The sequence below is a fragment of the Streptomyces sp. S3(2020) genome (genome assembly GCF_013044505.1).
Classification (GTDB): Bacteria; Actinomycetota; Actinomycetes; order Streptomycetales; family Streptomycetaceae; genus Streptomyces.
This window is the reverse complement of record NZ_JABERD010000002.1, coordinates 42676-54812: the sequence shown is the minus strand read 5'-3', so window position 1 is coordinate 54812 and position 12137 is coordinate 42676. Positions and strand designations below refer to the sequence as shown.

The window sequence follows — 12137 nt, the reverse complement described above, 5'->3', positions numbered from 1 at the left end:
TCGTTGGGTGTGACGGGGATGGGTGAGATAGTCATTGGGCAAAAGGTCAGCGCACAAGACCTTTTAGCGGTACCTGGGGAAGACGTAACGACGCATTCACGTGGACCGCACGCGTTAACAGAAGCGGCGATCCGGAGGAGGACAACTGACATCCGCACCTGAACCCGGGGACGAGTTCTCCCGGGTGCTCGACCGGGTACTGCTCGGCGGCAACGCGTCGTCGGCACTGCGCCCGGTGCGCGTGGCCTCGGCGGTCGACGAGGTCTCCGACCGGCTGCTCACCGCGATCGCCGTCGGCGACTTCCTGCCGGGCGAACGGCTCCCTGCCGAGCGGGAACTCACCACGCTTCTGCACGTCAGCCGTCCCACCGTCCGCGAGGCCGTCGCACGCCTCCAGGCCCTCGGCGTCATCGAGATCCGCCGCGGCCGCAACGGGGGAGCCTTCGTCCGCGACAGCTGGAGCGCGTCCTCCGGCGCCGCGGTCCGCCGTACGCTGCTGCCCCGGTGGGAGGAGTTCGAGCAACTCTTCGACCTGCGCGGGCTGGTGGAGGGAATGGTGGCCGCGACGGCCGCACGGCGCCGCCGGCCGGAAGACCTGGAGCGGATGCGGGAGGCGCTGGCCGCGCATCTGGCGGCCGGCACCCCCCGCGAGGAACAGGCCGCCGACAGCGCGTTCCACCAGGCCGTCTGCGCGGCCACCCGCAATCCGCAGATCGCCCTGCTCAGCCGTGACCTGCTCACCCGGATCAGCCTCGGCTTCCCGATCGAACCCTGGGGCAAGGGCGAGCGCTCCCACCACCACCGGGCCGGCCAGGGGCACACGGCCCTGTACGAGGCCGTCGCGGCGGGGGAGCCCGAGCGGGCCGAGGAGATCGCCCGCGAGCACTTCATGATCAGCGCCGAGATGATCCGGGACGTGCTGGCGCGGGTGCGGGACGGGGAGTCGCCCTGAGCCCGCGACCCCGTCGGGTGAGGCCCCACGGCTTGAGAACCGAGATCACCGTCATGAACACGTAGGCGGACAGGGACACGATCGGCCCGAACAACACGTCACCGGCGTCGGGCAGCGGTCCGCCCGCGGCGACGGCCGCGACCGCGGAGTTCACCGCGGGACGCAGGGCGAGGACCGTCGCGGTGGTCGTGGCGAGGGTCAGCCAGAACTTCGTCCAGACCCAGCGATGCCGCGCCAGGCCCCACCGCGTGCCCACGGAGAGCAACAGGCCGCTGAGGAGGGTGAGGAACGCCAGCGGGAGCAGCAGCCAGTCCGCGAACAGCTTCATGGTCCGCACGGAGGCCTCGACGGTCACCGCCGACCCGGTGGTGGCCGCGGTGATCCCCAGCGCCAGCAGCCCGAGCGTGAGCCCGAGCCAGCCGGCCGAGGCGGTGACATGGACGACGAGGGAGGCCCGGCGGGCGGGACGTGTCAGTTTCACCCGGGCCACGGTGCCGGGCCGGGGCTCCCGGGGCGTCCGACGGCGGGAGTAACCGCGCCTACCGGCCTCGGAGTACGCGGCCCGCGCTCAGCCCTTCGGCAGATACCCGCTCAGCGCGTCGATGAGGGCGTCCAGGGGCGGCTGCTCGGCGGAGCGGTCCGTGCGGACCGTGCGCCCGTCGAAGCGGACTTCGTACTGGAACAGGTCCGCGGCGCCCATGTTCCACGTGAAGTCCGATACGTCGTCCAGCGCCGGATCGCCGAGCAGCACACGCAGCTCCTTGAACTCGGCCGCGCTCGTGCGGTGCACCACCGAGCCCTTGCGGTCGTCGCTCGCGCGCACGGTGCCGTCGCCCCGCAGCACCACCGACCGGTCGACCCCGGCGAAGCCGCCGCTGATCTTCATCGACACCAGCGTCTGCCCCGGGCTCCTGACAGGCACCGGCGTCGGGGACGGGCTCGCACTCGGAATGCCGCTCCCGCTCCCGCTCGGACTCGGACTCGTGCTCGGGGACGCGGAGGCCGGCTCGGACGGCGAGGCGGGCGTGGACGCCGCGCTCACCTCGGACTCCGTCGCCTCGGGAGCCGTACTCCCGCCCCCCTCGAAAGTGCAGCCCGCCAGCGCCAGTACGCAGGCCACCACCACAGCCGCCGAAACCCTGCCGAACACGGTGCCCCCCGCCTGCCGATCGCCACAGTTGGAGAGTCCCTATCACGGAATCCCGCACTCCGACCCGGAAGAGGCACGCACGCGACGACGAGCGGCGTACCGTCGTAAGAGTGGACGTCACGGCGGACCGTCTGGTGTCCCGGGCCGCGCGCGCACTGAGCGGGGCGGTGGACGGGCTGGTCCGCGATGTCGAGGAGTGTCTGCGCACCGAGGTCCCCGAGCTGTGGGACGACCCCGAGGCCATGGTCTCCACGAACATCGCCGACCATGTCGTCGCCGTACTGGCAGGACTGGAGCACGGAGTCGAGCCGAGCCGCATCGAACCACCCGCCGCGGAGATCGAACGGGCCCGCCGGCTCGCCCGGTACGGCACCCCCGTCAGCACGCTGCTGCGGGCCTTCCGCCTCGGACAGGGCGTCGTCCTGGACCGGCTGCTCCGGGAACTGCCACGGCTCACCGACGACGTCGCACTCCTCAGCGCCGCGACCCGCGAACTGCTGGCCACGGCGACCGGCTACGTCGACCGCACGTCCGAGTACGGCGTCCTGGCCTACCAGGAGGAGCGCGAGCACCGGCTGCGGGCGAGGCTCTCCCTGGTCAACGAGGCGGGCCTGCGCATCGGGACCACCCTGGACATCACCCGCACCACCCAGGAACTGGCCGACCTCGCCGTCGAGCACTTCGCCGACCGCGTCACCGTGGACCTGCTCGACTCCGTCCTGCACGGCCACGACGTCCCCACCGCCGACCCGCCCGTCCTGCGCCGGATCGCCCAGCGACCCCCCGCGGAGGAACCGCGGCTCCACACCTACCCGGACGGATCGCCACCGGCCCTGGCGCTGGGCACCGGAGAGGCCTCCCGGGACCGCTCGACCCTGGTCGTGCCGCTGCGCGCCCGCGGCACGACCCTCGGCGTCGCCCGGTTCGTCCGCGACCGCACCGCCGACCCCTACGACGACGAGAGCCTGCTGCTCGCCCAGGAGATCGCTGCCCGGGCCGCGGTCGCCGTCGACAACGCCCGCCGCTACACCCACGCCCGCGCCACCGCCCTCACCCTCCAGCACAGCCTGCTCCAGCGGCACATGCCGCAGCAGTCCGCCGTCGAGGTCGCCTGCCGCTATCTGCCCGCCGGCGACCGGGTCGGCGTGGGCGGCGACTGGTACGACGTCATCCCGCTGTCCGGCGCCCGGGTCGCCCTCGTGGTGGGCGACGTCGTCGGCCACGGCATCCACGCCGCCGCCACCATGGGCCGGCTGCGCACCGCCGTACGCACCCTCGCCGACTTCGACCTGCCGCCCGACGAACTCCTCACACACCTCGACGACATCGTCATCCGCCTGTCCGCCGAAGCCGCCGGGGACCCGGACGGCGAACCCGCCGGCGACATCGGCGCGACCTGCCTCTACGCCGTCTACGACCCCGTCTCCCGCCGCTGCACCCTGGCCCGCGCGGGCCATGTGCTGCCCGTGCTGGTGACCCGCGACGGCACCGTCGATCTCATCGACCTGCCACCGGGCCCGCCGCTGGGTCTGGGCGGTCTGCCCTTCGAGGCGGCGGAGGTCGACCTGGCCGAGGGCAGCCTCCTCGCCCTCTACACCGACGGACTGATCGAGGCCCGCGACCACGACATCGAGGCGGGCCTGGACCTGCTGCGCGGCGCCCTCGCCCGGGCCGGGCCCTCCCTGGAGGCCACCTGCGACACCGTCCTGGAGGCCCTGCTGCCGGCCCGCCCGGACGACGACGTCGCCCTGCTCCTCGCCCGCACCCACGCGCTGGGCGTCCGTCAGGTCGCCACCTGGGACCTGGAGGCCGACCCCGCCGCCGTCGCCGGGGCCCGGGCGGACGTCGCCCGGCAACTGCGGATCTGGGGCCTGGAAGAGCTCGACTTCACCACCGAACTCGTCGTCAGCGAACTGGTCACCAACGCCATCCGCTACGGCCGGCCCCCCATCCAGCTGCGCCTCATCCACGACCGGGGCCTGCTGTGCGAGGTCTCCGACGCCGGCGGCACCACACCGCACCTGCGCCGGGCCCGCGCCCTCGACGAGGGCGGCCGCGGACTGCTGCTGGTCGCCCAGCTCGCCGAGCACTGGGGCACCCGCCACGCCTCCCACGGCAAGACGGTCTGGGCCGAACTCAACGAGTCCGACCGGACGCTCGAGACGTTGCTGAACGTCACCGTGTCAGAATGAACGCCCGTCCCTCCCGCACCGATCGACCGAGGTAGCGCCCCGTGACCAAGCCCGTGGCCCGCGTGCCGCAGCGACGCAACGCGCGGTCCAACCGGGCGCGCATCCTGGCCACGGCCCGCCAGGAGCTCGGCCGCAACCCGGACGTCACCCTGGAGGAACTGGCGCGCGCCGCCGGTGTCGTACGACGCACGCTGTTCGGTCACTTCCCCGGCCGGCAGGCGCTTCTGGAGGCCCTGGCCGAGGAGGCCGCCGAGACGCTCCAGGCCGCGCTGGACAGCGGGGCGGCGCGGCGCGAGGAGCCGGCCGAGCGGGCGCTCGCGTACTTCGTCTTCTCGTTCTGGCCGGTCGGGGACCGCTACCGCTTCCTGCTGGCGCTGGCCCGCCGCGACCTGGGCGTGGACCGCGTGTCCGAGATCCTGGCCCCGGCCCGTGCCGCGGCCACCGCCATCCTGGAGCAGGGGCAGCGCGACGGGGTCTTCCACACCCAGCTCCCGGCCGCCGTCCTCAGCGCGGGGCTCGAAGCGATGACGGTCGCTCTGCTGGAGGAGGTCAACTCCGGGGCACTGGAGGACGACGGCACCCGCACGGCCGTCGCCACGCTGGTCGCGGCCGGGGTGCCGGAGGAGCGGGCCAGGACCGTGGTGAGCGAGGTCGCCGCGGCGGTACGGGCCGCCGGCTGAGCGCTCCGCTGGAAGGCCGGTGGCGGCCGGTCGGGCAGTTCCCCGCACCCCTCACGGAGCGCGGCACCGCGGCGGACTTCGCCAGGACCGCCCGGTCGGCCCTACGGACGACCGCCCCGGCACCGAGCGCAAGGGCAGTCCCGTATGGGGGGAGTCAGGCCGCGTTCTCCGCGCGGGCCGCCAGGTCCAGCGCGATGTCGGTGATCATGTCCTCCTGGCCGCCGACCATGCCCCGGCGGCCCACCTCGACCAGGATGGCGCGGGTGTCGAGGCCGTGGCGGGCGGCGGAGTTCTCGGCGTGCCGCAGGAAGCTGGAGTACACCCCCGCGTAGCCGAGGCTGAGCGTCTCGCGGTCCACCCGCACCTCGCGGTCCTGGAGCGGTCGTACGAGATCGTCGGCGGCGTCCATCAGCGGGAACAGCTCGCACGCGTGCTCCCAGCCCATCAGGTCCGCGACGGCGACGAACGCCTCCAGAGGACAGTTGCCCGCGCCGGCGCCCTGGCCCGCGAGGGAGGCGTCGACGCGGACGGCGCCGCTCTCCACGGCGACCACGCTGTTGGAGACGCCGAGGGCGAGGTTGTGGTGGGCGTGGATGCCCAGCTCGGTCGCCGGGTCCAGGACGTCGCGGTAGGCGCGGAAGCGGTCACGGACGCCGTCCATGGTGAGCCGGCCGCCGGAGTCGGTGACGTACACGCAGTGCGCGCCGTAGGACTCCATCAGCTGGGGCTGGCGGGCCAGTTCGGCCGGTTCGGCCAGGTGGGACATCATCAGGAACCCGGCGACGTCCATGCCCAGTCCACGGGCGGCGGCGATGTGCTGGGCGGAGATGTCGGCCTCGGTGCAGTGGGTGGCCACGCGCACTGAACGGATGCCCAGGCGGTGCGCCTGGCGGAGGTCGTGCAGGGTGCCGATGCCGGGCAGGAGCAGGGTCGTGGGCACGGCGTGGAAGGCGGCGTCGGTGACGGCCTCGATCCACTCCCAGTCGGTGTGCGCGCCGATCCCGTAGTTGATGCTGGAGCCGGCCAGGCCGTCGCCGTGGGCGATCTCGATGGCGGCCACGCCGGCCGCGTCCAGGGCGGCGGCGATGGTGCGGGCCTGCTCGACGGTGTAGCGGTGCCGGACGGCGTGCATGCCGTCCCGCAGGGTGACGTCCTGGATGTACAGACGGGTCATCGCGCGGCCCTCTCGGCAAGGCGGTGGGCGGCCATGCGTTCCGCGGTGCGCAGCGCGGCCGAGGTCATGATGTCGAGGTTCCCGGCATAGGCCGGGAGGTAGTGGGCGGCGCCCTCGACCTCCAGGAAGACCGACACCTTCAGGGCGTCGCCCGCGCCCGGCGCGAGGGTGCCCAGCGGGTCGTCGGCGGCCACCCGCTCGAACTGCACCTTCTGCTTGAGGCGGTAGCCCGGCACATACGCCTGGACCCGGCCGACCATCTCCTCGACCGACGCGGTCACGGCCTCGGTGGCGCAGTCGGAGACCAGGCAGTGCACGGTGTCCCGCATGATCAGCGGCGGTTCGGCCGGGTTGAGGACGATGATCGCCTTGCCGCGCGCGGCCCCGCCGACCCGCTCGATCGCGGCGGACGTCGTCTCGGTGAACTCGTCGATGTTCGCCCGGGTGCCGGGACCGGCGGAACGGGAGGCGATGGACGCGACGATCTCGCCGTAGTGGACGGGCGAGACGGCGTTGACCGCGGCGACGATCGGGATGGTGGCCTGGCCGCCGCAGGTGACCATGTTGACGTTCGGGGCGCCGAGATGGGCGTCGCCGTTGACCGGCGGGACGACGTAGGGGCCCAGGGCCGCCGGGGTGAGGTCGACGAGGGTGCGGCCGAGCGGCCGGAGCACCTCGTCGTGGCGGCGGTGGGCGCCGGCCGAGGTGGCGTCGAAGACGATGTCGACATCGGCGAACTCGTCCAGTTCCACCAGTCCTTCGACGCCCCCGTGGGTCGTGGCGACCTTGAGGCGGCGGGCGCGGGCCAGGCCGTCGGAGTCCGGGTCGATGCCGGCGAGGGCGGTGATCTCCAGGCTCTCCGAGAGCCGCAGGACCTTGATCAGGAGGTCGGTGCCGATGTTGCCGGAACCGATGATGGCGACCTTCGTCCTGTTCATCGCCGCTCCCCTTGCGTTGCCTCGGCGAAGCCGACCTGGACGGAGCCCAGGCCGAAGATGTGGGCGGCGAAGACGTCACCGGGGGCGGCGGGGACCATCGGCCCGAGGGCTCCGGTCAGCACGAGGTCACCGGCGCGCAGCGGGTCGCCGCGCTCGGCAAGCGCCCGGGCCAGCCAGACGGCCGCGTTGAGGGGGCTGCCCAGACAGTCGGCGCCGGTGCCCTCGGAGACGGTCTCGCCGCCCCGGGTCATGGTCATCGACACCGAGCGCAGGTCGAGCCCGCCGAGGGGTACGGGGGTGCCGCCCATGACGTACAGACCGCAGGAGGCGTTGTCGGCGACGGTGTCGAGGAGGGAGATGTCCCAGTCCGAGATGCGGCTGTCGACGATCTCCAGGGCGGGCAGCGCGAAGTCGACCGCGCGCAGCAGGTCCACGACCGTGCATTCGCGGTGCGGCAGATCGCGGGCGAGGACGAGCGCGACCTCCGCCTCCACCTTGGGCTGAAGGAGCCGCCCGGCGGCCACCTCACCGCCCTGCGGTACCGCCATGTCCGCGAACAGGGCGCCGAAGTCGGGCTGGTCGACGCCCAGTTGCCGCTGCACGGCCGGGGACGTCAGGCCGATCTTGCGGCCGACGATCCGGCGCCCGGCGTCCAGGCCGCGGCGGACGTTGAGCTGCTGCACGGCATAGGCGGTCTCGAGGTCGCCGTCGTCGAGCAGCGTCCGCACCGGCGGGCAGGCGGCGCCGGTACGGGCGGCCTCCTCCAGCAGGTCGGCGGCCTTGACCACGGCCGGCGAGGCGGCGTTCGGCATGGATTCCTCCAGGGGTGCGAGTACGGAACCGATATAGACAGCTCTCTCTGAATGAGCCAAACTTTGTTCCGTGTCACGGAACATCGCGAGCGGCAGCATGCTGGAGAAAGCCGCAGTCATCCTGGAATGCTTCAGCCCCAGCGGCGGACCGTTCCGCCTCTCGGAACTTTCGGAGCGGGCCGGCCTTCCCAAGCCGACGGTGCACCGGCTGGCGGCGGACCTCGTCCGGCTGGGCTGGCTGGAGCGGTCGGGCACCGAGTACCGGCTCGGCGCGAAACTGTTCGAACTCGGCTCGCTGGTCCCGCACCGCCTCGACCTGCGCGAGGCGGCCCTGCCCTTCCTCCAGGACCTCTTCGAGGCCACCCGCGAGACCGTGCACCTCGGCGTGCGCGACGGCATGGACGTCGTCTACCTCGAACGCATCCACGGCCACGAGGCCCTCCGGCTGCCCTCCCGTATCGGCGGCAGCCTCCCGCTGAGCTGTACCGCCGTCGGCAAGGCCCTGCTCGCCTTCTCCGGCGCCGAGCCGACCGAGGAGGTGCTGTCGCGGCCGCTGCCGAGCCTCACGCCGTACTCGATCACCGACCCGGCGCGGCTGCGCATGGCCCTGGAGAAGATCCAGGTCTCGGGCCTCGCCTACGAGGAGCAGGAGGCGGCGCCGGGGGTGAGCTGTATCGCGGCCCCCGTCTTCTCGGGCGGTACGGCGGTGGCGGCCCTCTCGGTGGCCGTGCCACGCTCCCGCTTCAGCCCGGCTCAACTGGCGCCCGCGGTACGGACGGCGGCGCTGGGGCTGTCACGGGTGCTGCGCCGGAGTACGTGAGGGCGTCACTTCGTGCCGGGTTGGACCAGCTTGAAGAAGAGCCGGGCGGCGGCCCGTCGGGCGGACTGCCGCAGCCCCGTCCGCGCCCGGGAAGGAGCCGGGGCTCCGCCGAAACGGGGGAAGAGGGCCTCGGCGTTGGCATGGTTGACGGCCTTCAGGGATCCGGGCACGAGCGGGTGGCTGTCGAGGCCGTTGGCGAAGTACTGGCCCGCCGGGGTGGGGGCGAAGGGCCAGTCGCTGCCGAAGAGGACGTGCCCGGGCCGGGCGAAGGCCAGCAGGGTGGGCAGGGCGGCGGGGCTGGAGGACAGCGCGGTGTCGAAGTAGAAGTCGCGGAAGTCGTCGAGGACGTCCAGCGCACTGCGCCCGGTGTCCCCGGCGATGGCGACGGCCATGCGGTGCGAGGCGTAGGGGACGAAACCGCCGGCGTGGCCGAGGATGAACCGGATGTTCGGGAAACGGCGTGGAATGCCGTTGCGGACGAGCAGGTACGCGGCCCGGGTGGTGTCCAGGAGGAAGTCGGCGGCGAACGGCGGGATGCCCTCGACCGGTGGCGCCGGAAGGTCGGCCGGGTGCACGAACACGACGGCCGCGTGCTCGTCCAGCACCTGCCACAGGGAGTCCTGCCCCTTGGTTCCCAGATAGCTGCCCCGGTTGTTCGCGAGCAGGGTGACCCCGTCGGCGCCCAGTTCGGTCAGCGCCCGCCGGGCCTCGGTCGAGGACGCGGCGGCATCCGGCATGGGCAGGGTGGCGAACCAGCCGAACCGGCCCGCGTGATCGGCGGCGAGGCCGGCGGAGAAGTCGTTGAGTCGCCGGGCCAGTCGGGCGGCCTCGTCCGGGTCGTCGAGGAAGCCCGTGCCCGGCGTGGACACGGAGACGATCGCCGTGGCCGTGCCCAGCAGGTCCATCAGCTCCAGAGCCGCCCGGGGACTCCAGTCGGGCAGCGTACGGCCGCCCGCCTCGGCGATGCCCCGCTCGGCGAGGAGGTCGCGGTATAAGGCGGGAACGATGTGCTGGTGGACGTCGATACGACGTGGGGTGGCGGTCATTAGGTGACTTCCTTGCGGATCTGACGCGCGGGTGACTGTAGCGGTCACTCCAATTGGAGTAAACGCTACAGCAAGGGTTGATCACCATGTCGACCGCGATGGGGGATGTCACAGTGCAGGGCTAGCCGGAACACAAGGCGATAGTTAGCCTTACCTAAGTTTTCTGGTCGGTCGGTCCCGATGCGAAGGAATGCCCATGCGCCCCTCCCGAAGAGCAGCGCGGTTCATCTCCGCGTTCGCCTCCGCCGTGTTGCTCCTGGGCGCGGCCACCGCCTGCGGCGGCGACTCGGACTCCGGCGCACCCGCTGCCGACGCGAAGCCGGACGCCTCGGGTGGGTCGGCGTTCCCGGTCACCCTCGCGCACAAGTACGGCTCCACGACGCTCACTTCGGAGCCCCAGCGGATCGTCACCGTCGGCCTCACCGACCAGGACGCCGTCCTGGCCCTGGGTCAAGTCCCCGTCGCCACCACCCAATGGCTGGGCACCTACGAAGGCGCCATCGGCCCCTGGGCCAAGGACAAACTCGGCAACGCCGAGGTACCCACCGTCCTCAAGGACACCGGCACCGGACCCCAGATCGAGAAGATCGCCGCCCTCAAACCCGACCTGATCCTCGCCCTCTACAGCGGACTCACCAAGGACCAGTACACCTCCCTGTCCAAGTTCGCCCCCGTCGTCGCCCAGCCCAAGCAATACAACGACTACGGCATCCCCTGGCAGGAACTCACCACCACCGTCGGCCAGGCCCTCGGCAAACCCGACCAGGCCGCCCAGCTCGTCAAGGACACCGAAGCGAAGATCGCCGCCGCCGCGGCCGCCCACCCCGAATTCAAGGGCGCCACCGCCCTCATGGCCACCCCCTACGAAGGCATGTTCGTCTTCGGCAGCCAGGACCCCCGCTCCCGCCTCCTCACCGACCTCGGCCTCACCCTCCCCAAGGACTTGGACAAGGCGATCGGGGACCAGTTCGGCGCCAACATCAGCAAGGAACGCACCGACCTCCTCGACCAGGACGCCATCGTCTGGATCGTCGGCGACGTCACCAAGGACGCCGCCAAACTCCACAACGACGCCTCCTACGGCGACCTCAAGGTCGCCACCCAAGGCCGCGAGGTCTTCGTCCACGAGACCAGCGACTACGGCAACGCCACCTCCTTCGTCTCCGCCCTCAGCCTCCCCTACGTCGTCGAACGCCTCGCCCCCCAACTCGCCGCCGCCCTCGACGGCAAAACCGCCACCAAGGTCGAGCAACCCACATCCTGAAACCGGCCCGCATCGTGAAACCGGCCCGCATCGTGAAACCAGCCGACGTCCTGAGAGGAGCCGGGCGGACAGAGCACCCGGCGGCGCGCGTACCGAAAGGCCCGCGCGCCGCCCTCCTGCTGACACTGTCCGTCATGGCGCTCCTGCTGCTGTGCGCCCTGTCGATGGCGTTCGGCGCGCTGAACGTCCCGCTCGGCCAGGTCTGGGACACGTTGCTCGGCAACGCGCCCAGCTCCCGAATAGACAACGTCATCTGGTCCGTACGACTGCCCCGCACCGCCATCGGTCTGGCGACCGGCGCCGCGCTGGGCCTGTCGGGCGCGCTGATGCAGGCGCTGACCCGCAACCCGCTGGCCGACCCGGGCATCCTGGGCGTCAGCGCGGGCGCCGCCTTCGCGGTGGTCGTCTCCGTCGGTGTCCTCGGCATCGGATCCGCCTACGGCTACATCTGGTTCGCCTTCGCCGGCGCCCTCGTCGCCAGTGTCCTCGTCCAATTCCTCGGCGGACTGGGCCGGTCGGGCAGCACACCGGTCAAACTCGCCCTCGCCGGCGTCGCGGTGACCTCGCTGCTGTTCTCACTGACCAGCGCCGTCGCCCTCACCGACCCGGACGCCCTGAACCGCTACCGGTTCTGGTCGGCGGGCTCGCTAGCCAACCAGGACACTGAAGTCCTGCTGCGCGTCCTGCCGTTCCTCGCCGTCGGCGCCGTCCTCGCCCTGGCCTGCGCCCCCGCGCTGAACCGCCTAGCGCTCGGCGACGACGTGGCGAAGTCCCTCGGCCTGAGGATCGGACTGGTCCGCACCCAGGGCGTGGTGGCCGTCACGCTGCTCACCGGAGGCGCCGTCGCCGTCATCGGACCCGTGGTCTTCGTCGGCCTGGTCGTGCCGCACATCGCCCGCGTCCTGGCCCAGTACGCCGGCATCGGCCCCGACCACCGCTGGCTGCTGCCCCTGTCGGCCGTCCTCGCGCCCTGTCTCCTGCTGACCGCCGACATCGCCGGACGGCTGATCGACCGGCCCGTCGAGATCCAGGCCGGAGTCCTGGTCGCCTTCATCGGCGGACCGTTCTTCATCGCGCTGGTCCGGCGCCGACGCCTCGCGGAGGTGTGA

The 12137-nt window shown here is 72.3% G+C and carries 12 protein-coding genes; 6 read left to right on the top strand and 6 right to left on the bottom strand.

Features of this window, described 5'->3' with window-relative positions; translation table 11 throughout:
- Nucleotides 1-184: 184 nt before the first annotated feature.
- On the top strand, nt 185-952 hold the full coding sequence (locus HLK59_RS01330) for an FCD domain-containing protein (protein ID WP_346779616.1): 768 nt from the start codon (nt 185-187) through the stop codon (nt 950-952).
- Here the strand turns inward: HLK59_RS01330 and HLK59_RS01325 are convergent.
- Together HLK59_RS01325 and HLK59_RS01320 are read right to left on the bottom strand one after the other, a co-directional pair.
- Entirely contained in the window at nt 894-1433 is a 540-nt protein-coding gene (locus HLK59_RS01325) for a DUF2269 domain-containing protein (protein WP_171139271.1), read from the bottom strand. The genes HLK59_RS01330 and HLK59_RS01325 overlap by 59 nt on opposite strands.
- Before the next feature lie 87 nt (nt 1434-1520).
- The gene (locus tag HLK59_RS01320; RefSeq protein ID WP_171139270.1) at nt 1521-1838 is read right to left on the bottom strand and encodes a hypothetical protein; all 318 of its coding nucleotides are present in this window, start codon (nt 1836-1838) and stop codon (nt 1521-1523) included.
- Nucleotides 1839-2212: 374 nt separating this feature from the next.
- On the opposite strand from HLK59_RS01320, the gene HLK59_RS01315 reads away from it, so the two are divergent.
- Both HLK59_RS01315 and HLK59_RS01310 read left to right on the top strand, forming a co-directional pair.
- A complete protein-coding gene (locus HLK59_RS01315; RefSeq protein ID WP_171139269.1) occupies nt 2213-4294 on the top strand; it encodes a SpoIIE family protein phosphatase in 2082 nt (693 codons plus the stop codon).
- A gap of 41 nt (nt 4295-4335) precedes the next feature.
- The gene (locus HLK59_RS01310; protein ID WP_171139268.1) at nt 4336-4974 is read left to right on the top strand and encodes a TetR family transcriptional regulator; all 639 of its coding nucleotides are present in this window, start codon (nt 4336-4338) and stop codon (nt 4972-4974) included.
- 154 nt (nt 4975-5128) lie between these two features.
- On the opposite strand, the gene dmpG is transcribed toward HLK59_RS01310, so the two are convergent.
- Genes dmpG through mhpD form a run of 3 tightly spaced genes read right to left on the bottom strand, consistent with a single transcriptional unit; the run spans nt 5129 to nt 7898 of the window.
- Nucleotides 5129-6148 (bottom strand): 4-hydroxy-2-oxovalerate aldolase, encoded by a 1020-nt coding sequence (gene dmpG, locus HLK59_RS01305; RefSeq protein ID WP_171139267.1) that lies wholly within the window; start codon nt 6146-6148, stop codon nt 5129-5131.
- The gene (locus HLK59_RS01300) at nt 6145-7086 is read right to left on the bottom strand and encodes an acetaldehyde dehydrogenase (acetylating) (RefSeq protein ID WP_171139266.1); all 942 of its coding nucleotides are present in this window, start codon (nt 7084-7086) and stop codon (nt 6145-6147) included. The genes dmpG and HLK59_RS01300 overlap by 4 nt, the downstream gene beginning before the upstream one ends.
- A complete protein-coding gene (mhpD, locus tag HLK59_RS01295) occupies nt 7083-7898 on the bottom strand; it encodes a 2-keto-4-pentenoate hydratase (protein WP_171139265.1) in 816 nt (271 codons plus the stop codon). Before mhpD ends, HLK59_RS01300 begins: the two co-directional genes overlap by 4 nt.
- 97 nt (nt 7899-7995) lie before the next feature.
- On the opposite strand from mhpD, the gene HLK59_RS01290 reads away from it, so the two are divergent.
- Nucleotides 7996-8718: an IclR family transcriptional regulator gene (locus tag HLK59_RS01290; protein ID WP_171139366.1), complete on the top strand. Its 723-nt coding sequence runs from the start codon at nt 7996-7998 to the stop codon at nt 8716-8718.
- A gap of 5 nt (nt 8719-8723) precedes the next feature.
- Here the strand turns inward: HLK59_RS01290 and HLK59_RS01285 are convergent, their stop codons facing one another.
- Nucleotides 8724-9764, bottom strand: coding sequence for an amidohydrolase family protein (locus tag HLK59_RS01285; RefSeq protein ID WP_171139264.1), 1041 nt, complete (start codon nt 9762-9764; stop codon nt 8724-8726).
- Between the two features lie 196 nt (nt 9765-9960).
- On the opposite strand from HLK59_RS01285, the gene HLK59_RS01280 reads away from it, so the two are divergent.
- Both HLK59_RS01280 and HLK59_RS01275 read left to right on the top strand, forming a co-directional pair.
- On the top strand, nt 9961-11028 hold the full coding sequence (locus HLK59_RS01280) for an iron-siderophore ABC transporter substrate-binding protein (protein WP_171139263.1): 1068 nt from the start codon (nt 9961-9963) through the stop codon (nt 11026-11028).
- Between the two features lie 134 nt (nt 11029-11162).
- Nucleotides 11163-12137, top strand: coding sequence for an iron chelate uptake ABC transporter family permease subunit (locus HLK59_RS01275; RefSeq protein ID WP_171139262.1), 975 nt, complete (start codon nt 11163-11165; stop codon nt 12135-12137).